This is a genomic window from Rossellomorea sp. GAMAL-10_SWC (genome assembly GCF_049568075.1).
In the GTDB taxonomy this organism is placed as follows: domain Bacteria; phylum Bacillota; class Bacilli; order Bacillales; family Bacillaceae_G; genus Gottfriedia.
On record NZ_CP144911.1, the window covers coordinates 2095465 to 2119148 of the forward strand.

19 protein-coding genes are annotated in these 23684 nt (G+C 34.9%); 4 read left to right on the forward strand and 15 right to left on the reverse strand.

Translation table 11 applies throughout. From position 1 onward, the window contains the following. Window positions 1-24 precede the first annotated feature (24 nt). The gene (locus V5E38_RS10190; protein WP_499213192.1) at window positions 25-1068 is read right to left on the reverse strand and encodes a P-loop NTPase family protein; all 1044 of its coding nucleotides are present in this window, start codon (window positions 1066-1068) and stop codon (window positions 25-27) included. A 367-nt stretch (window positions 1069-1435) separates the two neighbouring features. On the opposite strand from V5E38_RS10190, the gene V5E38_RS10195 reads away from it, so the two are divergent. Beyond that, window positions 1436-1816: a collagen-like protein gene (locus tag V5E38_RS10195; protein ID WP_499213193.1), complete on the forward strand. Its 381-nt coding sequence runs from the start codon at window positions 1436-1438 to the stop codon at window positions 1814-1816. A gap of 289 nt (window positions 1817-2105) precedes the next feature. On the opposite strand, the gene V5E38_RS10200 is transcribed toward V5E38_RS10195, so the two are convergent. Together V5E38_RS10200 and V5E38_RS10205 are read right to left on the reverse strand one after the other, a co-directional pair. Beyond that, window positions 2106-2642 carry a GNAT family N-acetyltransferase gene (locus V5E38_RS10200; RefSeq protein ID WP_499213194.1) on the reverse strand — a complete coding sequence of 179 codons (537 nt, stop codon included), beginning with the start codon at window positions 2640-2642 and terminating at the stop codon, window positions 2106-2108. Between the two features lie 287 nt (window positions 2643-2929). Beyond that, on the reverse strand, window positions 2930-3820 hold the full coding sequence (locus V5E38_RS10205; RefSeq protein ID WP_499213195.1) for a DMT family transporter: 891 nt from the start codon (window positions 3818-3820) through the stop codon (window positions 2930-2932). 154 nt (window positions 3821-3974) lie between these two features. Here V5E38_RS10205 and V5E38_RS10210 point away from each other — a divergent pair, with 154 nt between their 5' ends. The 3 genes from V5E38_RS10210 to V5E38_RS10220 all read left to right on the forward strand — a co-directional run bounded on the left by V5E38_RS10210 (window position 3975) and on the right by V5E38_RS10220 (window position 5557). Continuing rightward, the gene (locus V5E38_RS10210; RefSeq protein WP_499213196.1) at window positions 3975-4949 is read left to right on the forward strand and encodes a ring-cleaving dioxygenase; all 975 of its coding nucleotides are present in this window, start codon (window positions 3975-3977) and stop codon (window positions 4947-4949) included. A 129-nt stretch (window positions 4950-5078) separates the two neighbouring features. Beyond that, a complete protein-coding gene (locus V5E38_RS10215; protein WP_499213197.1) occupies window positions 5079-5297 on the forward strand; it encodes an IS3 family transposase in 219 nt (72 codons plus the stop codon). A gap of 125 nt (window positions 5298-5422) precedes the next feature. Continuing rightward, the gene (locus tag V5E38_RS10220) at window positions 5423-5557 is read left to right on the forward strand and encodes a hypothetical protein (protein ID WP_499213198.1); all 135 of its coding nucleotides are present in this window, start codon (window positions 5423-5425) and stop codon (window positions 5555-5557) included. Window positions 5558-6160: 603 nt separating this feature from the next. Here V5E38_RS10220 and V5E38_RS10225 read toward each other — a convergent pair. From V5E38_RS10225 to V5E38_RS10280, 12 genes are all read right to left on the reverse strand, one after another. Then, entirely contained in the window at window positions 6161-7486 is a 1326-nt protein-coding gene (locus V5E38_RS10225; protein ID WP_499213199.1) for a GntP family permease, read from the reverse strand. A gap of 52 nt (window positions 7487-7538) precedes the next feature. After that, window positions 7539-8261 (reverse strand): GntR family transcriptional regulator, encoded by a 723-nt coding sequence (locus V5E38_RS10230; protein ID WP_499213200.1) that lies wholly within the window; start codon window positions 8259-8261, stop codon window positions 7539-7541. 18 nt (window positions 8262-8279) lie between these two features. Continuing rightward, on the reverse strand, window positions 8280-9293 hold the full coding sequence (locus tag V5E38_RS10235) for a sugar kinase (RefSeq protein WP_499213201.1): 1014 nt from the start codon (window positions 9291-9293) through the stop codon (window positions 8280-8282). Continuing rightward, the gene (gene dagF, locus V5E38_RS10240) at window positions 9286-10038 is read right to left on the reverse strand and encodes a KDGP aldolase family protein (protein ID WP_499213202.1); all 753 of its coding nucleotides are present in this window, start codon (window positions 10036-10038) and stop codon (window positions 9286-9288) included. The genes V5E38_RS10235 and dagF overlap by 8 nt, the downstream gene beginning before the upstream one ends. Further along, window positions 10035-11144, reverse strand: coding sequence for a PLP-dependent aminotransferase family protein (locus V5E38_RS10245; RefSeq protein WP_499213203.1), 1110 nt, complete (start codon window positions 11142-11144; stop codon window positions 10035-10037). The genes dagF and V5E38_RS10245 overlap by 4 nt, the downstream gene beginning before the upstream one ends. Further along, window positions 11122-12225, reverse strand: coding sequence for an amidohydrolase family protein (locus V5E38_RS10250; protein ID WP_499213204.1), 1104 nt, complete (start codon window positions 12223-12225; stop codon window positions 11122-11124). Before V5E38_RS10250 ends, V5E38_RS10245 begins: the two co-directional genes overlap by 23 nt. A gap of 336 nt (window positions 12226-12561) precedes the next feature. Beyond that, window positions 12562-12936, reverse strand: a complete 375-nt coding sequence (locus tag V5E38_RS10255) for a GNAT family N-acetyltransferase (protein WP_499213562.1) — start codon at window positions 12934-12936, stop codon at window positions 12562-12564. Beyond that, window positions 12894-13496 (reverse strand): HAD family hydrolase, encoded by a 603-nt coding sequence (locus tag V5E38_RS10260; RefSeq protein ID WP_499213205.1) that lies wholly within the window; start codon window positions 13494-13496, stop codon window positions 12894-12896. The genes V5E38_RS10255 and V5E38_RS10260 overlap by 43 nt, the downstream gene beginning before the upstream one ends. A 505-nt stretch (window positions 13497-14001) precedes the next feature. Continuing rightward, window positions 14002-18150 (reverse strand): S8 family serine peptidase, encoded by a 4149-nt coding sequence (locus V5E38_RS10265; RefSeq protein WP_499213206.1) that lies wholly within the window; start codon window positions 18148-18150, stop codon window positions 14002-14004. A gap of 245 nt (window positions 18151-18395) precedes the next feature. Further along, the gene (locus V5E38_RS10270; protein WP_499213207.1) at window positions 18396-19616 is read right to left on the reverse strand and encodes a helix-turn-helix domain-containing protein; all 1221 of its coding nucleotides are present in this window, start codon (window positions 19614-19616) and stop codon (window positions 18396-18398) included. A gap of 400 nt (window positions 19617-20016) precedes the next feature. After that, window positions 20017-21279, reverse strand: coding sequence for a helix-turn-helix domain-containing protein (locus tag V5E38_RS10275; protein ID WP_499213208.1), 1263 nt, complete (start codon window positions 21277-21279; stop codon window positions 20017-20019). Between the two features lie 698 nt (window positions 21280-21977). Then, window positions 21978-23312: an APC family permease gene (locus V5E38_RS10280; protein WP_499213209.1), complete on the reverse strand. Its 1335-nt coding sequence runs from the start codon at window positions 23310-23312 to the stop codon at window positions 21978-21980. Window positions 23313-23684 lie beyond the last annotated feature (372 nt).

Consider the following 23684-nt stretch of genomic DNA (forward strand, 5'->3'; position numbering starts at 1 on the left):
GTATCACACTTGGCATTAACTTTTCTACAGGCTACCAATAAAATTCATTTTAGCTACTTCCATTGAATCGTAAGCACCATCGATTAGTTTTCGAACATCTTGTAAAGTATTTTGCAAATTAACAGATGCTCCTTTTGTACCTGTGAATTCTTCTGCTACGAAAAATGGTTGAGTTAAATAGGCTTCTAATAATTCACCACGTTTATATGTTAATTTTTCATTTTCTGGTAATGAATCTAATCCATGTACTGCTACTAATGATCTCAACTCACGATAACGACGTAGTAATTTCTGAGCTGCTTTTTGCACTTGGTTGTGGGTTTGATCTGGTTGATTATCTTCTAAAACTGTGGATGTTGAATGAATAGGATTAATTGCAGGATATTTATGTCTGAAAGCTAAGTCTGCATCAAACAGCCATAATGTTTCTAAAGGTCCGTAAGGGAAATCTTCGTCCACCGCTTCTCCTTTTAAATCAACTAAAAAAGTAGTTACCTCTTCAATACCGATATCTGCTAATTTTTGTTGGAGACGGTTTATATCACCTGTAATGACGTTTGAACGATCTGCTGCGAACGCAAACTCTACGTTTTTTCCCGCTTTTGCAATCGCTTCATACACTTCATCAATTGAATAACATACTAAATTTACATCAGCTAAAATATCGTCAATTTCTGGATGCTCTCCTTCTGGTTTTAATAAAATCGTAAAATATGAATCATTCTTTAATTTATATAACATTTCTGCTAATACAACTAATTGCCCCATGCCTGGTCTTGCAACCAACCCGACTGTACCACCTTTTACTAATGGAGCAAATAAATCAAGCGTTTTTATTCCTGTTTCAATCATCTCAATCTTCTCCCCTCTAATAATCAGTTCATCCAATGTACATTCTGCTAAAGCAGCTAATGCGACTAGTGTTCTTACTTCTGAGCGACCAATTGGAATTTTCCCAGTACATAAATTGGAAACAGTTGCTGGTCGAAGTCCAACAGATTTCGCAGAAGTAGTCAAATTCGGTACTCTACGGCGTAATAATGCGACATTCAAGCGTAAATTTTCCATTTTTCTCCTCCTTTAAGTTTAATTTATTCGAATTTACAGAATTATGCAAGTGTTTTTTACTTTAAAGAGTAATTTTTTTACCCTTAAGAGTAAAAAAGGTATTATTCATTAAAAGCGCTTTATGTTTTGGAAAATAATTATTTTTTTTAATCAGTAGGTCTGAGTAGTATTTCTTATCAATGAATAGTAAAAAAAGAGAAGTGGATCAGTCTTCTCTTTGATGTGTTTCTATATGAATTGATCATGTTAATAATAATGATTTTCTACTATATTACAAACATCTATATGGCTATTTAAATGTCAGCCCAAACAAAAAACATTAATTTTCATAATTTAATAAGGATAAAACTAAAAAGGAGTTGATAAAATGAACTTTTCCCCTCATTATAGAACATTTCCAGGCTTTCCAGGACAACCGGGCGGTTTTCCAGGGCAACCAGGTGGATTCCCAGGCTTTCCGGGACATCCGGGTGGTGGAGGCCATGGTCAATCTCAAGGTCAACCGACTGCACCACCACCTTCATTCACACCAACAATGTCTCAAGCTACAGCATTCGCAGTAGATCCTGGTGCAATTGCTGGGTGTCGATTTAGAAATACTTATGTTTGGTTGAATAATGGAGAACAATTTTGGTACTTTCCAACCTTCGTTGGCAGGCATTCAGTTGCAGGCTGGAGATGGATTGGCTGGAGATGGGTTTTCTTTGGAATTGATACACATCGAATTAGATCGTTTACGTGCTTCTAAAAACTATAGCTACTTTAAAAAGCCTTGTGATTAACGATCACAAGGCTTTTTTAACGAAAGACATTTCCAAATTATTGTTTAATCCACCTATTTATATTGAATTCGATTAAACCCAATTAAGAAAAAAGTAACAATGAAAAATTAAGAAATAAATCTTTAAACATCTTTACAACTAATCTTTCTAATTATATAAATGCTCTTATTGAATTGTAGTTCGTCTGCTAGTAAATTTAAAGCTTTATTCATTTGAGTGTCTATAATAGAGCCTTTAAACTTTTTATATTCAGTACTATTTAATAAATAAGCCCATCATTACAGTATTACAGTACTTTCCATTTATATAAGTATCTTCCTTTATTACCCCTTCAATTTCAAATCCTAAATTTTTATACAATTGAATGGCTTTAATATTATCTTCATTCGTAACTAATTGAATTTTTCGAGTTAGATCATTTTGTTTAGCCCAATCAATTAATGATTGCATTAGTAACTTCCCTAAACTTAATCCCCAATATTCTTTTTTAACTACAATACCTAACGTACCAACATGCTTTGTACGTTCCTTTTGACTGGAATTGATCGAACCGATACTTATTATCTGATCATTTATTGTGACTAATAAAATAATTGAATTTTTTTCATTGAAGGTATCATCTAAAAATGATTCATATTCTGCTTCATTTCTTTTAAACTCGTTTCCTCCAAACGATAAAAAGTTCGTTTCTCCACCTACGATGTTATAAAAATCTATAATTGATTTAGCATCAGTTCCTGTAGCTTGACGAACTTTTACTATATCTCCATTTTTTAATTTTAATTCAAACATTCTATTTTACTCCTTTTTAAATTAAAAATAGCTGCCTAAGCAGCCATTTCAGGCTGTTGACAAACGCTCGCTTTCTTCGTTGCTTCTCCTGTCTGCGGTGCTCATTACCGTCTAAGGTAACTCCGCTCTTCACCAGACTTCGCGCCTCGAAAGACAAGCGTTTGCAATCAGTCTGAAACCCAAGTTTTTTGTACTTTGACTACACACTGAAATAGCTACATAAGTAGCTAATTTAACATTTACATATTATTAAACTAATATTCTAAATACAGTTTATCATATACCATTTAAAAATCCATTCTATTCTCAACAATCTTTCTTTTCTCACTAGTAAGAACAACTAAAAGCGCTCCACCTAGAACAATAGTCCCACCTATGATTTGAAGTAAACTCATATTTTCATGGAAAAGAATGGTTGAAAATGAGATTGTCACTACTGGCTCAACCATACTTAATACTGCCCCTTTTGTCGGACCTATTCGTTTTACACCAGCAAAAAATGTACCCATTGATATAACACTTGATATAATTGAAATACCTAAAATTGAGATCCATCCAATAAATTTAAAATGAATGTGTATCGTGTTTGTCGATACGCCAACTAGTAAAAATGAAATTGATGCAAATAAAGAAATATATGCACTTGTTACTAATGGAGGAACTTGCATTGAAATCCTCCCACCAACAATTATGTATATTGAGTAAACGATTGCTGCTGCAAATGCTAATATGATGCCAAATGGATTTATATTTTCCGCAGGAGCTCCCAACACTAGTACTATTCCAACCAACGATAGTACAATTGATATCATTATATTTTTTGTTAATTGCTCTTTATTTACTAAAAATGATAGAATTGCTACAAAAATGGGATATAAATAGAGAATTAATGCAGCTAATGAAGCAGGGATATATTTTACTGAACTGAAATAAAAACTTGATTGAAGCATATACAATACTCCACCTAGTAAAACAAACAAGACTAATTGTTTTTTCGTAATTTTAACTAATTTTTTACTAACCACTAAGTAACTAAAGAACATAATTGTCGCAAATGTAAACCTTAAAAATAATAATGTATTTACACTTACATTTTGATCATAAGCGTAAAGCGCAAAAATAGGCATTAATCCAAAGGCTATTGCAGATATTAAAATTAATATATAACCGAAATACAAAGCATTTTCCCCTTCCTATACCATTTGTCTGAATTTTATAATTATTAGATAACAGTTTAACATAAAACTCTACTTCAATCTCTAGCCATTTACAATGTGTACATAAAAATTATGCAAGTCATAGGTTAAATAAAAAATTAAAGGAGTGATGAAAGTGGAATTATTGGGAATTCATCATGTTTCACTACTTACAACAAAGGCTGAAAAAAATTACGAGTTTTACACTAAGGTTTTAGGGATGAGACTTGTTAAGAAAACTGTAAATCAAGATAACACTTCTAGTTATCACTTATTTTACGGTGATGCAAAAGCAAATCCCGGGACAGAAATAACATTTTTCGATATCCCTCATCTAGGAACTACATATCCAGGTCACTCGATTGTATCTTCAACTTCATTAAGAGTGGCCACAACTGAGTCACTACATTATTGGAAGAATCGCTTTAAAGAACTTAATATTTCACATGATGAAATACTTAAAAGAGCAAATCGAGATACACTCGCATTTCAAGATTATGAAGGTACAAGATTAATTTTAGTAGCAGATAATGGTGAAAAAGGTGTTTCACCGGGTACTCCTTGGAATAAATCAGATATCCCAATCGAGCATGGAATTGTTGGCTTAGGTCCAGTGACACTTACCGTAAAAGATTCGACTCCTACAAGTAAAACTTTAACGGATGTTTTAGGCTTTAGACATGTTGGTACATACCCTTCTACAGAAGGGAATTTTGCAAGTATAGAAGTTTACGAAACCGGAGCAGGTGGTGCTGGAGCAGAAGTTCACTTGGAAGTAAGACCAGACTTACCGAGAGCTAGACCAGGACGAGGTAGTGTACATCATGTAGCTTTTAGAGTACCAAACGAAGAAGAATATAATAAATGGGTCGACAAATTAAATTCACTTGGGATTACGAATTCAGGAAAAGTAGAACGCTACTATTTTAAAGCGCTTTATTTTAGAGAACCAAATCATATCTTATTCGAATTATCAACTGATACCCCTGGATTTGATGTAGACGAAAATATTGATACTTTGGGAGAACGGTTAGCACTGCCTCCATTTTTAGAGCCTAAACGTTCTGAAATCGAAGCAAGTTTACGTCCATTAGACTTTAATCAAAATTAATTTTAGACATCGGCTTAATTATTTAATAAGAGTACTTAAATTAAGGGGTTTCAACACAATGTAATAATCCCCTTATAGTAGACAGTTAAAAGAAAGAGGCTGTACTGTCTACTATAGGGGGAATTTTTTATGGGCAAAATTAGAAAGACATATGATAATCTGGATAATGCATGCATTGTAAGTTTCTTCAGTCATTTTAAAACCGTGTGTTTTTACCGCTATCAGTTTAATGATCAGAACAAGGTTGAACATGCGGTAATGCAATATATTTGGTACTACAACAATAAAAGATTTCAAAAGAAATTTAATAACCTTACCCCTATTGAATACAGGGCTAAGGCTGCTTAAAATACCTTTAACTGTCCTTATTTGAAATATCGTATTTCAAATAAGGACTCACACTTAACTCTACTAATATAGTAAAGTTTTCATTAGATTATAGATCGAATAAATATTACAAGGTGGAGGTATTAATGTCAACTTTGAATATAGTAATAGATTTTAGTGGTACAATCGAAGATGGATTAACTTCTGCGTTCAAGAAGATGGGTTTATCAGCAGCATTAAGTGGTATAGTTGCTAGAGCTGTTGTATTTGTTCTTATATAAATTTTAAGGTTGGATGTATAATGAGTACTTTAATTCCTTGGTATCTTCGTGATAAATTTATATGGGCTGTTTGTATAATATTACCGCCCCTTGCTTATATAATTTTACTACTTAATAAAAAAAGTTAAATCATAAAAAGTATGTAGAAAACTTAACAATAGCGACAATAATTGTTGGTATTTGGAAAAGAAGAGTGGACTGCAAATAAAATTAGCAAATCTGCAATTAAATATCGAGAATCGCAAATAAAACTTCCAAAACTGCAATTAAATTCAAGTGTATCGCAAATAAAATTGATTATTACTTATACCAGTATGGGTATTAATAGCTAATAATTGTACAATAACAGAAAATTAAAGATGGAAAATACCAAATATGCTCTAACACATACTAAATAGTATAAAAATCTGCTACTTATCATAAATAAAGACCGATTTTATTAACTACAGATGAAAGTACTATCAAGATACCCCACTACTTAGATCATCTTAGTTCCTCAGGTAATAATATTTGATGTTCCCGAAGCGGTCGTATAACTATAGAAAAAAGAGGCGCCTTTCATGTCAGTTGCCTGACTTTTATTGAAAGCCTCTTCCTTGATTCTTAAATAAAAATATCTAATACTAATGTAAGTCCAAACGCTACAAACGATAGAAGCGTTTCCATTACTGTCCATGTTTTGAATGTTTCTTTGACTGTTAATCCTAGGTATTCTTTTACTAACCAGAAACCTGCATCATTTACATGTGAAAACATTAGTGAACCTGCGCCAGTTGCAATAACAAGTAATTCTAAGTTTACACCAGTCATATGTGCAACTACTGGTGAAACAATTCCAGCTGCTGTTGTTAAGGCAACCGTAGCTGAGCCAGTAGCTATTCTTATTAAACCTGCCACTAAGAATGCAAGCACGATTGGTGATAATGACATTTGTTCAGCCATCGTTGCAATGGCAGTACCTACACCGCTTTCAATTAGAATTTGCTTAAATGCGCCACCTGCACCGATAATTAATATAATTGAAGCTAAAGGTGTTAAACATTCATCAGTTAATTTTTTTATTAAAGTTTTGTCCATTCCTTGGCGGTACCCTAATAAATAAAAAGCTGCAAAACAAGAGATTAATAGAGCAATTACAGGACTACCGATTAAAATTAAGAATTTAGCAATTGCACTAGGTAGAGATAAGTACGGTGTAATTACCGTTAACACCATTAGTAAAACTGGAAGTAAAATGATGAAAAATGATACACCTGTACTTGGTAAAGCATTTGACTTCGTTTCAACTCGAATTAATTCTGGTTCACCAATTGGTGTTACACGTTTGTGAATCCATTTTGAAAAGATCGGACCTGCAATGATTGCAGTTGGAAAAGCAATGATTAATGAATAAAGTAGAACTCGTCCTAAGTCTGCATTGTAAATACCAATCGCTGTCATCGCACCAGGATGTGGTGGTACTAAACCATGTACAATTGATAAACCAGCAAGTACTGGGATACCAATTAATAGAATATTTGAATTGGTAGATTTACGAATTGATATAACAAGAGGTAACAAGATTACTAGACCAACCTCAAAAAATACTGGAATGCCAATAATAAATCCTGAAAGCAACATTGCCCATGGTAGGTTTTTTACGCCGAATTTTTTAATAAAGAAATCAGCTACTTGCATACCTGCTCCAGAATCGGACATCATTTTTCCTAAAATCGTACCTAAAGCTAAAATCCCAACAAGATGGCCGAGAACGGCGCCAACTCCTGTTTCATAAGCAGTTACAATTTTATCCATTGATACGCCAGAAAAAACGGCTAGGAAAAGGCCTGCTACGGATAAGCTAATAAATGCATGCCATTTCCACCACGATACTCCTAAAATAACGATAACGATTGCTACTAATGTAATTCCAATCAAATATAAATCCATTATTACACACTCTCCCTTAGTAATCGCTTACATTTTATACAATGCAGATATATTACTGCGTTGAATCATTGTAGGTTACAACGTAATTTTGCTTGGCCGTATTATAATAACCTTCACTAATTTCTAAAACATCTCCATCTTCATCACTAGAACGACGTATTCTTTTTAAAGTGGTTGTGCCTTTTTCTAAATTTAAAATCTCACAAACATGATCTGGAGCAACCGCTACTGCAAATTCATCACGGAAAGATTCTAAACGAATATTATTTTCTTCTAAGAAACGATATAAGGAACTAATCTGTATGTCTTCTAATTCTTCTTCTGTTACGTCAATTGAAATATAGTGCGTAAAGTAAATATATGGTTCATTTTCCAGTAAATAAATTCGCTCAATTTGGACATATTTATCACCAAATACAGAATAAGGAATAGAATCCGCAGGTATTTCCGGCTTTTTTATACTCAGTACTTTTTTAGTAATATGATGTCCTTCCTCAACTAAAATTTCTGTAAAACGTTTCCCTTTTGAAAGTTTTGCGCTCGTTACATTCGCAATAACCTTTGTTCCTTTACCACTTTTCTTTTCTAAGTATCCTTCTTGAACAAGTTCTTTTATGGCATTTCTAATCGTAATTTTACTAACACTAAACTCTTCTTCTAACTGAGGTTCAGAGGGAATATTTGTGTGAATTGGATAAACTCCATGTAAAATTCGATCCTTTATCATCTCTTTAATTTGTAAATATAACGGTCCTTTTTTACGATTCACACTCATTCCCTTACCTCTCCTTTTTTAGCGCTTAATATCATCAATTGTTCCAGCCATAGCTGATAAAATTTCTGCTTCAGTTGACATTGGAGTATCTCCAACGATCGTACATGCTAACATACCTGCTGTTTGAGCAAAAAGAACGGTTTTTTCTGGTGAAAACTCAGCTAACACACCATGTAGTATACCGCTAGTATAAGCATCTCCAGCACCAATTCGGTCGTATACGGAAAATGAAGTATTTTCCGAGAAATGAAACTCTTCATTTGTGAAAATATATCCACGTAATGAATGTGAATTGTCACTATTAATTGCTCTGTGGGTTCCAGCAACAGTTTGTATGTTATATTGTTTTGCAACTTTAGGTATAAGGTCTTTCAGTTGTGTTTCCCTAGAAGTTCCTTCAGTCTCCATTCCTAAAACATACATCGCATCTTTCTCATTCATCATGACGATATCAGCTAAAGCTAACATATCTTCATAATGAGGTTTTGCTTTACTATATCCTCCCTCCCATAAAGAAGGTCGGTAATTACAATCGAAACAAACTAATCCGCCATTTTCTTTTACTTTTTTCGCAAGAATTTTCATAGTTTCTTTTGTATCATCTGTCATCGCTAGTGTAATTCCACAAAAGTGGATAACATCTGCTTGTTTTGCGATTAGATCAAGATCATAATCGATATAAGATGCAGTATTAAAGCTACTTTCTAAACGATTAGTATAGGTAACCCGACTAGAGCGCTGTCCAAAACCGTTTTCTAAAAAATACAGTCCAAGATATTTTCCGCCTCTAGTAATATAATTTCGATTAATTCCTAATCGCTGCAAGAAAGAAACCGCAGCATCTCCTAATGGATTGTTCGGCAATTTTGTTACTAAATAGCCATCATGACCAAGCTTAGTCATCGCGGAAGCAACGTTTACACCAGTTCCCGAGAAAGAATATTGTAATGCGTTTGCTTGTGCCAGTAGTTCATACCCTGGGACTTGTAATCGCATCATTACTTCTCCGAAAGCAATAATTTGTTTACGCATATTTTTCAACCAAACTTTTTGTGATTGCTAATAATTTTCTTACATCCTCAGGATTAGTTTTTCCAGTTTCTTCATTAATAATAGAAGAATATACGTGTGGAATAATTTTAGGTACTTTTTCTTCCAATGCAATTTCTAAAATCTCTGCAAAATTCTCTAAATCAATACCTCCAGTAGGCTCTAAAGCAAAACCTTCTTCACCACATGCTTTTGCTACAGCACGGAACTCTTCTATGTGTTTTAAGCCTTTCATTGGGAAGTATTTTAATGCATTTCCACCCATGTCACGAACTAAAGCAATCGCAGATTTGATTGGTACAATTGCTGTTTCGCTAGCAGCACTTACTGGTCCAGTAGAAATATTTACATAGCCCACTTTTCCAGTTGGAGATACTAGTGAATTGATCCAGCTATCTTTTTCACCTAAGTTAGCACGTGTTGCACCTACTGCAGGAAATACTTGATTAATATGACTTCCTGGATAATGTTTAGCGATTTCTGCTACAACTGCTGCTTGTCTGCTATCGCCAGCACCAAGTCCAATCGATACTGCTTCATCAATTGCTGCACCGTATTCTTTCATTGCTGTAACTGCAGACTCTACAGTTGGGTAATCTTTAGATAGAACACCAACTAGTACATGGCCTTCTGCAGCTTCAAAAACTTCAACTGCATTTTCAATACTATTAGCTAAAACATTTAATGCTACTCGGTTGTTATAAAAACGTTTTTCAATATTTGTCATTGTTCAGTTCCTCCTAATATTTCTCTTAGTTGTGCTTCAATTACGTAAATATCATCTGATTGTAGTGGTCTTGGATCAATATCGAAAAATCCTTGACGAACTCCGTAATCACGAGTGTAAATCGCAATACTGCCATTCTTTAATTGATCATTTACATCCTTTGCTGTAGTTTTCGTTACAACAGGATCAATTTGGATTCGAGCTCTAAAAATAGCTCGTCCCGCTTCATCTTGTACAATTGTTACTTTTAGACCATCGATTGATTCTAGTGATTTTAAAACTTCTAAACTAGCTTTTTCATTTTCACTATTGTCTTTTTTGACAAAATATTCATCCAAAGCTTGCAGTAGACCAAAAGTGGTTTCTTTACCAACTTTCATACTTCTACCGATACAATGTAATTGGACCTTTAACCATTCAATATATTTTTTTCTACCTGCAACTATACCTGAAGTAGGTCCTTCAATGGCTTTCGACCCGCTATAAATTGCTAAATCAGAAACTTTGACATATTTTTGCAAATCTTCTTCAGCAGCAGCATCAATAATCAATGGTACATTATTTGCTTGAGCTACTTCCCAAGCTTCTTCAACTGAAATCATATTTTTTTGAACAGCATGATGAGATTTCACATATAAAATTGCGGCAGTTTTTTCATTAATAGCATCTGCAATATGCTCTACTTTCCCCTCATTTGCATAACCGACTTCTACTAATTTACCTCCACCAAGGAAAATCATCGTTTCTACTGGAGCACCATACTGTACGTTGTGTCCCTTTAACATAATGATTTCATTTTTTTGAATTGGTTCTTGATGTAATCTTTCGCTTTTACGTCTGTTTCCTTCAGTTACAATTGCCGCTACTGAAAGTGCAATTCCACTTGAAGCTGAGTTAACAACAACAGCTGACTCTGATTGAAGGAGTCCCGCAATATGAATACCAGCCTTATCAACTAAGTCCGAAATTTCAACGTAATTTTGACCACCAATTTTCATTGCTTCCATGACAGTGTCCGTTGGAGCAGAAACACCTAATATACTCATCCTACCGCTTGCATTAATTACCCTTTTCAAACCATATTTAGCATTCAACGTGTTCTCCATTTATAACCACTCCTTTTACTACGATTTTTTGTTCAGTTTTACGCTCGTCTCCTTCAGAATCAAGTAAGGTTGTCTCTTCATCTTCTACAGTAAATAAAGTGAGATTCGCAATATCTCCTACTGAAATTCTTCCAAGTTCCGGTTTATTAAGCCACTTAGCCGCATTAACGGTAACAGCATCAATAATCTCTTCTAGTGAATAACCTAAATATAAAAATTTTGATAAAACATGTGACATACTATAAACTGGTCCATTCAATCGATTTTTTCGATAAATATCAGTACTTATCGTATCGAATTTAATTCCATGTTCTTTAGCTTGTAAAGCCGTTTTAAACGAAAAGCTTGCATTACCGTGCCCTACATCTAAATGAATACCTCGATTAATTGCCTCTAGAAAATTTGGAAGAGGTCTTCCCATTTCATCAAATAAATTATTTGCTTTCCCATTTAAGTAGTGAGTAATAATATCTTTATTTTCAAGTAGGTTTAGAACATCATTAATATCTGGAGGTCCTGAACCAATATGAACCATCAGTGGTAAGTCTGTTTCATTTGAAAACGTACGAGCTATTTTTAAAGGCTCGACACCATTATCACCTACTACACTTTTGCTAATCCTTGCCTTCAGTCCGATTATAAAATCTTTATGTTCTGCAATTGTATTTTTGAGTTGATCCTCATCTAACCAAGACAAATCAGATAACTCGTCAATTCGTTTTAAGCCAATTCGCGAAATATTTAAAAAAGCGAAAACATTTGTTTTTGACTTTTTACAGCTACTTATCAATTCGGACAAATTATCAGCACCAGTGCTACCCGCATCAACAATTGTCGTAACACCTGATTTATAACCGATCTCATCGACATCATCACCATATGGCTCAAATTCTGCATATGCATGGACATGCATATCAATCCAACCACTAGAAACAAAAACATTATGCTTGTAATCTACTATTTTCTCACCATTACCGGTTCCAGCAGCTACAATGTCTATAATCTTTTTATTTTCGACTATGATATCTACAGAACTTCCGTCTATCATTTTTACATTCTGTAGTACGAAATGATTCTTCATTTCCCCTCATCCTTTTCAGTAAACTAACTAAATTGATTATTGTATTCGTTTACATCTATCTTGTTTATTATTCCAATGTAGAATAACATCTAATTTCGAGTTAGTCAATATAACGTTATAATGTTTAAAATGATTTTTATCTTATTTCATAAAACCTATCACGAATAAAATGCCTCAGTGGCTCTATTCGTGACTTTCACCCTACTTACTATTTGCTTTTAAAATTTTTTTATGATACAAAAAAAACTTGTAAACATGGAAGAAACTCCAATTGTTTACAAGCTAAAGCGAAGTGAACTTACCGAATACGTTTCATAATTAATTAATATTATCCTTTTAGTTCACAATTAATTCTTTCTTAAAAACTTTTTGTGTTTTTGTGTTTTCAAACCCAATCTTTTCATAAAAAATAAGTGTCTCTAATCTAGTTTCATTTGTCCGTACTCTTATTTCTTTAAATCCCGATAATTTTGACCATTCTTCGCATCTTTTCACTAGAAACTTACCAATATTTTTACCCCTATATGTACTATCAACAATCAAACCACCAATTTCAACAGATGGAGGAGACTCAATTAAATAACGACCGTGAGCATGAATCCATCCAATAAGCTTATCTTCAAATTCTGCTACAAATACTACATGGTCCTTCTGATTTAAAATGTTATTTAATCTTTCAATAACTTGATTTTTTTCAACATTGTAACCCAGTTTTGCGTTAGTTGATTCGAGTCCGTAGTAATAATATTAACTTTATCACCAAACCTCTTAGTAAAGACCTCTATATTGTTTAAGTGTGACACTAGGATTTTAGTAGGGCTTATTAATTTTATTTTTACAATTTCAATAATTTCAGGAGTCTCAGCAACCTTAGTAAATGAGCGATAATCAATATTTTGATAGCTATACCAAGTGTCATTAACTTCAATTGAAAATACATGATCTGGTTCATTGATAATTAAGTACTCAATAATTTGATTATTTAGTTTCGAATCTATAAAATAATGCTCATTAATTTGCAATTGGTCATTAATAATTAATGCACCATTATAATAAACAAAAATTGCTATTTCTTGTATTTCTTTTGGTAGTAAGTATTTGATTGTTCTTGGTGGTCGTGCAGTTGGAATTATTATTGGTATTCCAGCTTTATGTATATATCTTAACGCGTCAAGATTTCTTTTACTTACCTCCTTATTAGAAGTTAGTAATGTACCATCTAAATCCAATACTACTGCATCTACTTCCTTTCTAACCTTTAAAAGCCCCATATTTGTCCCCCTATTTTATTCAAAAAATATCCAAGTTATATTTCTAAACTGGTTTTAATTAATATTCTTTATCTAACAGATTTGTCCTCTTCTTATTAAACTATCCTTACATTTTGTTGAATAAGAAATCAGTGTAAAGGCAAAAGAAAAACCACTAATGCAATGATTTACATTAGTGGCAATTTAATTATTTACCTGAATTTTATTTTTTCGCACTTCCACAAATCCCCATCATTTCTATAGCAATTGTCCAATTCTCATTAGCTGTATAAATCATTTGTCTAACTATTTGGGTTTACTTCATATAGCTGGACTTTCATCCTTCCTCAATGGTTAGTTTGCTAAACAAATCAGATTCTCCTTGTCAGTCTTTTACAAGCGGAGACAACTCTCACTAAGAATGGGAAATCATTAAGAAAAACCGGCAACGTCATTTCGATCGCCACCGATTTTTAAGTTTAGGTTATTACAAGTGAATCAATCTAACACATAATCTTTTTAGTCCTTACCTCATTCCTACCTCGTGAAGAACATCATTTAATGCTTTCCCCTTGTATTTCTCTTCCGGTTTCGGAGCCTTGTCTAACATCCATGGGTTTTGCATTAAGTAGTTTTTCACCACAAACTGCATATCTTTCTCATCTACCACACCATCAAAGTTGATGTCAGCTTCACGTTTGTTTGTTTTCCAATTGGATTGAATGGTAAGCGCATCTCGGATATCGATAACATTATCCTTGTTCACATCACCTGCAGGCGCATAGTCATAATAGAGTGCCTTTGAGTATGGCTTGACTTCACCATTTTCTTTCAACCCGATCGTAAATGTTTTCTTAACCGTGAAATGCCCCGGCATATCTACAACTAGTGTAAATGGTTTATCCGTTAGCGGCAGATTAGATGATAATGAGGAAGGAAACGCCATAGTCCCTTTTCCAAATGTGTTTGGATATTCTTTTCCTGTTTCATCTGTTACTTTGACGTTGGCACCCGCCTTTACATAATCCAAGGTCGATGGTTCTTCAAGATAAGGAAGAAGCGTAAATGCTTCGGCATAGACATACGATTTCATAAATGAATAATTTCGATCAACATAATAAGGAAGACTGATGCCAAATGCGGATTTCGTTGTGTCATCCGTATTGGTATACGAAGCATTAAATTGTGCTAATGCTTGGAATGCAGTGTCGGCATCATTTTTCACTTTGTATGTGAGATCTACCATTGGAACCTTTCCAGATACTCCTGCTTTTGCTACATCGCCAGTTAATGTTACAGTGATATCCCTTTTTATCGAACTGCTGTTACTTAAATTTGAATTTGCCGTCTTAATATCTACTTTCCCGTCCATTGCTCCATGCGGTTTTATGCTCACTAAATCGATATTCGATAGATTGGAGTCTATAAATGAATATACAGCTTGTTTCATGTTTGTCATATTGTTCATGGAAAGAGTAACCGTCACTGTATCGCCCGCCTTAACTGTCTGTTTGTCAGCAATAGCAGTCGCATACGGCGTGCCTTTTTTCACATAGTATAGAATTTTATTACTAGTATAGTTCCGCACTGTCGCCTTGTTTTCTGCATACATTTGCACTTTGAACGGTTGTACATTTGGATTCAGAGGGATTTGTGTAGCAAACTTGCCATTTTCGTCTACCGGTACCGTAACGGCCTTAGTCCCTCCTCCAAGTCCGCTTCCACTACCCGGCATCGTATAGACAACTTTGTTATCTGCTTGAGAAACATTAATGCCTCCAGCTTTCATCTCATCCACATCTGGATCATAAACAGAACCTGTTAACGAAACAGTTGGTTGATCCGGATTATATTCATATACACCAGATTCGGAGCTGAGATTGAGCGTTGGCTGAGTAACGCTATAGTAAACAGGTGCATCTGCGCTGAAGGTTTTTCCATCATCATTTGTCCCAACGAGCCTGATTTTGTATAATCCTGGTTCGGTTTGTTCCTTATCATACGCAATCGGGTTTTCCTTATCTCCCGTTAACGGATAATATACTCCTTCGTTCATTGCGCCTCTTAGATAATATTCAATATTCTCATCCGCACCGGTACCGTCCAATGATCCAAGGAAACCTATTTCTTCGTTGGTTTTTGGATTTACAAGAAATAAATCCATTGTGCGCATATGGGACTTTAATTGAAAGCGAAGACCAACCGACCATCTTATTCCGTTGTAACCTGCCTCAACAGCTGTCGTATAGGCTGACGGATCTACCGCGATATGATCGATTCCTTCTTTCACTGTATGGATGGCAAATGGCACTTGGTATGATTCTTCCGGATTATCTTTGTTTATGTACGTGATATACCCTTCATACGTACCTAATGCTGCTTCTTTTAGAACCTCAATTACAACATTTGTATTCTGTTTCGAATTTTCCTTTACTGTAATTGTCTTATTAGTTAAGAGCTGGACTCCATTTGCAGCCGCATCCTTTGAACCTCTTCGACCGGTCTGGAACTGAACCTTCACATCAAACGTTTTTGCTTGCTTGCTGTCGTTGTAAATAACTAGAGAACGTTTATCCTGCACATTTTTTCCATCTGGTGCAATGTTGCCAAAGCTGACTGCTCCAGTGTTATCTTTAATGCTCTTTAAATTTCCTTTTTTATCAAATGTCCCTTCCGTTTTATCGACTACTTCGATTCGAGTTTGGGAATGAACCGCTTCGTAAGGATCAACTTGGCCTGCCCCAACTTCAAATACGCTGTAATCCCCATTTAACGGATCGGCAGTGTTCATCAATTTTTCCTTCACTTCGGCTGGTGTGGACTCTGGATTGGCTTGTAATAACAGAGCCGCCACGCCGGAAACATTTGGGGTCGCCATAGATGTGCCTGATAGGCGCTCGTATGCGTATTTGTAGTTTCCAATTTGATCAGGCCCGTGCACATAAGACGGCACAGTAGAGAATACGGCAACACCAGGTGCAGTTACTTCCGGCTTGATATCGTACAACACTCGAGACGGGCCGCGGGAACTGAAACCTGCCAACGTATTCCCTTTCGTTTGCATTTGACTCATTTCTCCAAAGCTGAAGCTTGTGTATCCAGCTTTCACTTTTGCCTGCAGTGACAATCCATCGGCATTCGTGAGATTGAACGCCGGGATAAAGTCCAAACCTTCCCCTAGATTAAACGGTAGATATCCTTCTTCCGTATTGTTGTTATACATCAGTACAGCCAGTGCGCCATTTTGCTTAGCATACTTGACTTTATCATTTATCGCGTACGTGCCTCGGCTTACAAGTACAATTTTCCCTTTTACATCTTTCCCAGCATAATCGTTTAAACCACCAAGACCCACATCTACAACTGGAAGAGTTTGACCTTTTAGAGCAGGGATGTTATCAGTATAATTCTGTCCTAGAAGGTGCATATCAACAGATACTGTGTCAATAGCTCCCTTAAATGCTGTGATATTCTCCGATACATCGTTCGCTCCGACTGTGATTGCCAAAGGAGATGTACCCGGCGAACCTAGCGTATACATTTTGTCACCGGAATTACCTGCTGCTACAACCGTTGTGACTCCCGCAAGAACCGCATTGTTGACCGCGATGCTCGTCACGTATAATGGATCATTGTAAGAAGCACCAAGAGACATACTGATGATGTCCATACCGTCTGCCACCGCTTTATCGATACCAGCTAAAATTCCTGCCGTCGAACCGGACCCGAATGGACCTAGTACACGATAAGAGTAAATATCTGCATCTGGAGCAACGCCTTCCACGGCATAATCCGTGTTGTTCTTTCCTTGTCCAGCAATAATTCCAGCGACATGAGTACCATGTTCGGTATAATACGTTTCGCCGCTGGAGCTTGTTTGCGGCTGTCCTGATTTCTTCCAGTCATCATACGTTGTTTCCATCGGGTCATTATCATTGTCGACAAAATCATAACCACCTTTATACGCATCGCGTAAATCCGGATGATTGTAGTCAATTCCAGTGTCAAGAATGCCGATTTTAATGCCTTTTCCTGTATATCCTTCTTCATGAAGCTTTTTGATGCCAGGGAATGTCACTCTTGTATGTGTATCTGCTTGTTGATTCGATTCTCGTTCTACCGTTGGCTCTACCTGTACTTGCATATCGCTCCAGACAGTCTTTACCGCTTCGGATTGGAGCAAATCTTTGGCCTTGTTGGCAGGAAGTGTCATGGCAACCCCGTTAAACGCATGCTTAAATGTCTGTTTAACTGTATAAGGATTTTTCTTTTCTTTTAGCTCCTGTTTGAAAATCGTTTTCAAATCGTTTTGAAACGTTTCATGAGCAACATCTACTTTTTGTTTTGCTTCAGCAGAAGAAAGAGATTTACCTTCCGCTTGCGCTACTAATATTGCTGTTTTTTCTGGCTTGTCCTTAAACTCAACAATGACAGAAACAGGAGCATCACTTTTTGGATCAATCTCTGGAGATAATTGCAATCCCTCTTGATCATTCGTTTTTAGCTGTCTAATGGCTTGCCTCTGAGTCGATGTAAGATTTGATAATACTTGTTCGATTGAAGTTGATGATTTTGCGCTAACAACGGCATTTGTGTTGATGTTTGGCAAAGTACTAAGTAGAACTCCAGTGCTGAGCGCAAAGATTGCGGTACTTTTTACAAATTTCTTCTTCATTTCTCTCTCCCCTTCATTCTGTGTTTGTTACATCTTCATTGTATATAGGGTTGAGTGAATTTTAATTTTTGCAAAATTCCATCAAGTCTTATTTTTTTATAAGTACTCCCAAAGCAGAGGTTTCTCTTTCAATCTGATTACCTAAATCGTTAAAAAGAAGCTTTTAATTTTTGTTATCTTTACAGAACATGTTCACAAACAAATACGAAAAAATCGTGTACTGCTCCAAACTATTTGGAAGTGTTTCAGTTGCATTCTTTTATACTTAATAATTGTTTATATTTAACTTCATGTTCGGTAGTCGCATAGGATCTATATTCCCAGTAAACTTGAAGGCATTGTTTCAATCTTTCCATATTCCTTATTTGATTTGCCGCTTCCGCTACATCCAATAACTCATCCAACCCTTTTGAAAACTGATTTCTTTTACATCGATACAAAGCATGTGCATAACGAAAATCCCAATACATTTTCTGCTTTAACCAAGGTTCCTTACTTACAGCCATATCTTCAATCACATGGCGGAACCTTTCTATTAATCTTGTAGCATCATCTAGGCGACACAAATAGACATATGCCTCCAGTACTCTTGGTAAACCAACGTACACATCATCTCTTTCTTCCAACCAAATCAAATACTCATCTACATACTCCAGCCTCCCATAATCTAACAGAACAATATATCGATTCCCAACTGCAATATCAGCAAAAAACTCATTTACTTGCGCATATTGATCGATATAAGTCAGCACTGTATCCAATGGAGCCCCTAATCGCATTAGCGCAAAACTCTTATACATAAGAGCTATTCCATAATGCCTACCTGCACTGGATATGCGTTCTAACGCTAGAGCATTATGGAGAACTTTTTTCCATTCTTGACGTCTATAGCAACCGGCTGTAATCCATAAATAAGCTTCTCTACGAACTCCTCTTGGCATATATGGGAGATGCTCTAACACATACGTTAACGCATGTTCCCCTTCCTCAGTCATGCTGATCATATAAAACTTCCTAAAATGACTGACTGCTAGTTGTTCTGAGAAGTGATCAGACGTATTTTCAATGATTTTCTCATAGAGCGGAAGCGCCTTCTCTTTTTTTCCCGCTGCAAATAACTTCTCTGCCACGGAAAAAATATATGTCATATACTTGGTTCGCGTATTATGTGAAGTTTCTTCCATCATTACACGTAACAGTTCGTGAAATTCTTTCTCAAACTCATAAACTGCACATTTATATAAAAACTGTATACACGTTCGCTTTTCTGCATATTTATTGTCACTAAGACACTCCTGTACAAAATATGAATATAAAGAACCTTCCATTAACCCAAACGCTTTCGTTATCACATCCAGTTTTTTTAATGAGAGAGGCTGCTTGTGGTTCAAAATACGACTTATATCACTGAAATGAATACCAGTATATTTAGATAAGTCACTTTGATTCCAATTTTTCTTCTGCATATATGCTGAATCTTTTGATATAGAACAGTATTCATCTTAACCACCTACCATTTATCGCCGATAAGGCTATGAAGATATAAAATTAGATATTCCATAAAACTAAAATGATTTCCAAACATAAATCTAATTATTAAAATATAATATCATTATTCTCATTCTCCTTTTCCCTAGATGTTGACAATTTCATTATATTGCGACTTGATGGGATTTCAGTTTTAACAAATTCTATCAATTTTACTTTTTTATAATAATAAAAAAGAAGTCTCTGTATTGAGACCTCTTTTTCTTACTTCTCATGTTAATGTAAATGATGAAGGATTTCCTATCCTTCCATTTTTTGAGGATGGGTCTTCTCTCCTGCGAAAGATAAAGAGATTAAGATATTACCTACTTCACATAATTAATGTAGCTCGCTCATATTTTCTGTTTGGAATAAGTTCACATACATTTCTTCATGCTCGACCGTGACATAATCTCTATATTCCCAATAGAGAAGAAGGCATTGTTTAAATCTCTCCGGAATTCCGATTTTATTTGCTGCATATGCTACATCCAACACCTCATATAGCCCTTCTGAAAACCGCTTGCTGGCAAATTGGTACAAAGCATGTGCATAACGAAAACGCAAGTACATTTGCTGCTGATGTGGATGATTACTTGCAGCCCAATCTTGGATAATATGCTGAAATCTATCCATTAATCGCTTAACGTCCTCTAGTCGTTGCAGTTGAACATATGCTTCTAACACTCGCGGTAAGCCGGCAAACATATCGTCCCTCCCTTGAAGCCACTTTAAGTATTCATCCGCATATTCGAATTGATTAAAATCTAAATAAGCACAAAATTGATTCCCAATAGCTGCATCAGCATAATATTCATTAACCTTTGCATATCGATCTATAAGGGCTAATACTTCTTCCAATGAGCCCCCTAGACGTGGTAATGCGAGACTTTGGTAAACAAGAGCCCTTCCATAATGCTCACCTTTTTTAGCCATTTTCTCTAATTTACTAGCATAATAGAACGTTTTTTTCCATTCCCGTCGTACATAAAACGTAGCTGTAATCCATACATAGGATAATATCTGAAAATCTTCTGGCATATAAGCTATATGCTCTAGCACATACCCAAGGGCGAATTGTCCTTCTTCGGTCAATCGGACTATGTAAAACCGTCTGAAATAACTGATTGCTACTTCTTGTGAGAAGTGATCGGGCATGTTCTCTATGATGAATTCATACAGTAGCAATGCTTTTTCTTCCATACCTTCTTCAAACAGCTGCTCTGCCACAGAAAAAATGTGGATAAAATTTTTGCTTCGAACAGTTTTAGATCTCTCTTCCACTACTGCATCAAAAATAGCATGGAGTTGCCCTTCATATCCTAAAACTGCACATTTATATAAAAACTGCTCACCTTTTCTCTTATCCAAATTTCCACTCTCATTAAAACATTCCTCCACATAATAAGGATATAAAGTGCCTTCAATGAGCCCGAGTGCGATAGTAATTATATCCAAATTGTACAAGGAAAGTGACTGCTTATGGTTCAAAATACGGCTTATCTCACTCAAGTGGATACCGGTTTGTTTTGCCAAATCCGTTCTGCTCAATTTCTTTTTTTGCATATGTTGGTCAATTTTATCAAATAGATTGACATTCATCTTATCCACCTGCTTTCTTGTTCCGTACTTACCAATACGTTTTCTATCTTTATCTTTTTAATATCGTATAATACTATTATATTTTTTTCAATTTACTAAATATTATTTCAAATTAACAACTTTAGATTTTTATAAAAAATAGACATGTTGTAAGAATGCAATTTAATGACCATACAAATGACCATCAGTTGCTTAGAAATCTCATTTTTCTAGTAAGAGTTTAGGAATACTCCTTAAAAAGGTAAGATCATTGCTAAAGTGTCACTTCAAATTCATTTGTGAAAGAACACTTCCGAGAGAAAAAAATCGTTAAAACAGTAAAATTCTTATCCAAATCTACAATTTAGTTCAACAAAAAAACTGCATTTAAGCAGTTTGTGTTCTTCAACTAAAGCATGTGTTAATTCAATAAGAATTGAATTCAAATAGCCCATGGAAGCCAAAAAACAGGTTCAGTTCCAAAGTCTTCGTTATTTGCGATGTCACAACACCTGTCTGCTTCAACAAGGGATTTAATAAAACTATATTCATTGTCTTCCTCATCTAAGAAACTATCTAAATAAACATTTGGCAGTGCAAATACCTGTTATTCTTAAGTCTTCTACATGATTTATAAATGTACTAAAAAACTCTTTTGCTAAATTTAATGTTATTTGTTCTTAATTCTCAATATGCTTACAATTAACTTCGAAAAATTTCTATGCTTCAAAATTTATTTTTGATATTTCTTTCTTAAATATATTTTCTAATATTAGTAGGTATGATATTCCAATTGCTACCCAAGAAATTCCTAAAACCAGAGCATGCTGGTCAAGATTTAACCATAAAAATACGATTAGGCTTGTACCTATTAACGGTGAAACGAAATAATTTAAAACAGATTTGAATCCTCTTCTTCTTTCTTTGATTATATATTGGAATATGACTGACAAATTCACAAAAGTAAAGGCAGTAAGTGCTCCAAATGTAATAAATGAAGTTGCAGTTTCTAAAGTTAGAAATATAGCAGTTAAAGCTATTAGCCCAAGCAAAAGGATATTATAGACAGGTGTTCCAAAGCGCGGGTGTATATAACCAAAAAATTTTCTTGGTAAAACACCATCCTTGCCCATTGCATATAAAATGCGTGAAGCACTTGTCTGTGAAACCATGGCTGATGCAAAAGTAGATGTAAGTGAAGCTGAAAATAACATGGATTGAAAAAATACCCCGCCTAAATATTTAGCCAAGATAGAGGAGGTACCTTCAATATCTTCTATTTTTGGAAAAATAGATAATACAGATTGCTCAAAATAGGAAGCAATGACGAACAAAGAACCTGCAATAATGACAATTAACAATATTCCATTTGGAATTGTTTTTTTCGGATCTTTCGTTTCTTCTGCAAGCGTAGTAACTGCATCAAATCCAAGAAATGAAAAAGCTAGTAATGCTGCACCACTCATTAACTGAGAAAATTTCAAATTGCTTGAATAAAGTGGTTCTAAGGAAAATATTCCTTCCGGACCCTTTGCTTGCAATAGATGGATTATGCATAATGCAGTAAAAACAAATACTGTAATAAATTGCCAAATAACGAACAAAACATTTACAGATATCGAAATTTTTACACTAAATAGATTAGTTAGCGTTGTCACAAGAGCAAAGATCACAATGGTTAACCAGACCGGAAAATTGGGAAACAATGTTGAAACATATATACTGCATACTAAAGCATTGATCATCGGTGTAAAAAGATAATCTAAAAGAAGTGACCATCCAACTATAAAGCCGAGTGTTGGGTTTATAGTCTTTTGTACATAAGTATAAGCAGACCCTGAGGAAGGGAAAACCCTCACCATTTTCCTGTAACTTCCGGCTGTAAAAAGAATCGCTATCACAGTAAACAAGTAACCGCTTGGAACATTCCCATCTGTTGCTTTCGAAGTAATACCAAAAGTATCGAACACGATTGTCGGCGCAATGAAGCCTATCCCAATTACGACAATATGCCAAAGCTTTAATGAACGTTTTAAAGAATCCACTTTTTCCATTTATTTTCCTCCTAATTCCCAAAAAATAATTCTCAAAAAAGAAAATTAGTATATTTTGAAACATTAGCATTGCATGAAAACTTTCTAGTCTTGTTAAATTGGGTTTTTATGTTACTTTAGATACCGACTGAATTTTCAGTTATTTAATCCCGAATAAAATACACCATTATATAAAGCAGCATTTCTTTTTCACAATAGATAATTAACATACTGATCAACATCGATGACATTAATCATTTGGATAAATGTCTATTCATCAAAACTTTTAATATTTCATTAAGTAGGATTTCAATGTTGACCTTTATTTTAGGGATCCCCTTATAATTAGTGATTGATCAGGACTAACCAGCCTAATTATAAGGGTTTTTTATT

What these genes read in the sequence shown, in the direction of transcription:
- V5E38_RS10190 (WP_499213192.1), bottom strand. Translation starts at nt 1,068, where the DNA reads ATGGAAAATTTACGCTTGAATGTCGCATTATTACGCCGTAGAGTACCG.
- V5E38_RS10195 (WP_499213193.1), top strand. Translation starts at nt 1,436, where the DNA reads ATGAACTTTTCCCCTCATTATAGAACATTTCCAGGCTTTCCAGGACAA.
- V5E38_RS10200 (WP_499213194.1), bottom strand. Translation starts at nt 2,642, where the DNA reads ATGTTTGAATTAAAATTAAAAAATGGAGATATAGTAAAAGTTCGTCAA.
- V5E38_RS10215 (WP_499213197.1), top strand. Translation starts at nt 5,079, where the DNA reads ATGGGCAAAATTAGAAAGACATATGATAATCTGGATAATGCATGCATT.
- V5E38_RS10220 (WP_499213198.1), top strand. Translation starts at nt 5,423, where the DNA reads ATGTCAACTTTGAATATAGTAATAGATTTTAGTGGTACAATCGAAGAT.
- V5E38_RS10225 (WP_499213199.1), bottom strand. Translation starts at nt 7,486, where the DNA reads ATGGATTTATATTTGATTGGAATTACATTAGTAGCAATCGTTATCGTT.
- V5E38_RS10230 (WP_499213200.1), bottom strand. Translation starts at nt 8,261, where the DNA reads ATGAGTGTGAATCGTAAAAAAGGACCGTTATATTTACAAATTAAAGAG.
- V5E38_RS10235 (WP_499213201.1), bottom strand. Translation starts at nt 9,293, where the DNA reads ATGCGTAAACAAATTATTGCTTTCGGAGAAGTAATGATGCGATTACAA.
- dagF (WP_499213202.1), bottom strand. Translation starts at nt 10,038, where the DNA reads ATGACAAATATTGAAAAACGTTTTTATAACAACCGAGTAGCATTAAAT.
- V5E38_RS10245 (WP_499213203.1), bottom strand. Translation starts at nt 11,144, where the DNA reads ATGGAGAACACGTTGAATGCTAAATATGGTTTGAAAAGGGTAATTAAT.
- V5E38_RS10250 (WP_499213204.1), bottom strand. Translation starts at nt 12,225, where the DNA reads ATGAAGAATCATTTCGTACTACAGAATGTAAAAATGATAGACGGAAGT.
- V5E38_RS10260 (WP_499213205.1), bottom strand. Translation starts at nt 13,496, where the DNA reads ATGGGGCTTTTAAAGGTTAGAAAGGAAGTAGATGCAGTAGTATTGGAT.
- V5E38_RS10265 (WP_499213206.1), bottom strand. Translation starts at nt 18,150, where the DNA reads ATGAAGAAGAAATTTGTAAAAAGTACCGCAATCTTTGCGCTCAGCACT.
- V5E38_RS10270 (WP_499213207.1), bottom strand. Translation starts at nt 19,616, where the DNA reads ATGCAGAAGAAAAATTGGAATCAAAGTGACTTATCTAAATATACTGGT.
- V5E38_RS10275 (WP_499213208.1), bottom strand. Translation starts at nt 21,279, where the DNA reads ATGAATGTCAATCTATTTGATAAAATTGACCAACATATGCAAAAAAAG.
- V5E38_RS10280 (WP_499213209.1), bottom strand. Translation starts at nt 23,312, where the DNA reads ATGGAAAAAGTGGATTCTTTAAAACGTTCATTAAAGCTTTGGCATATT.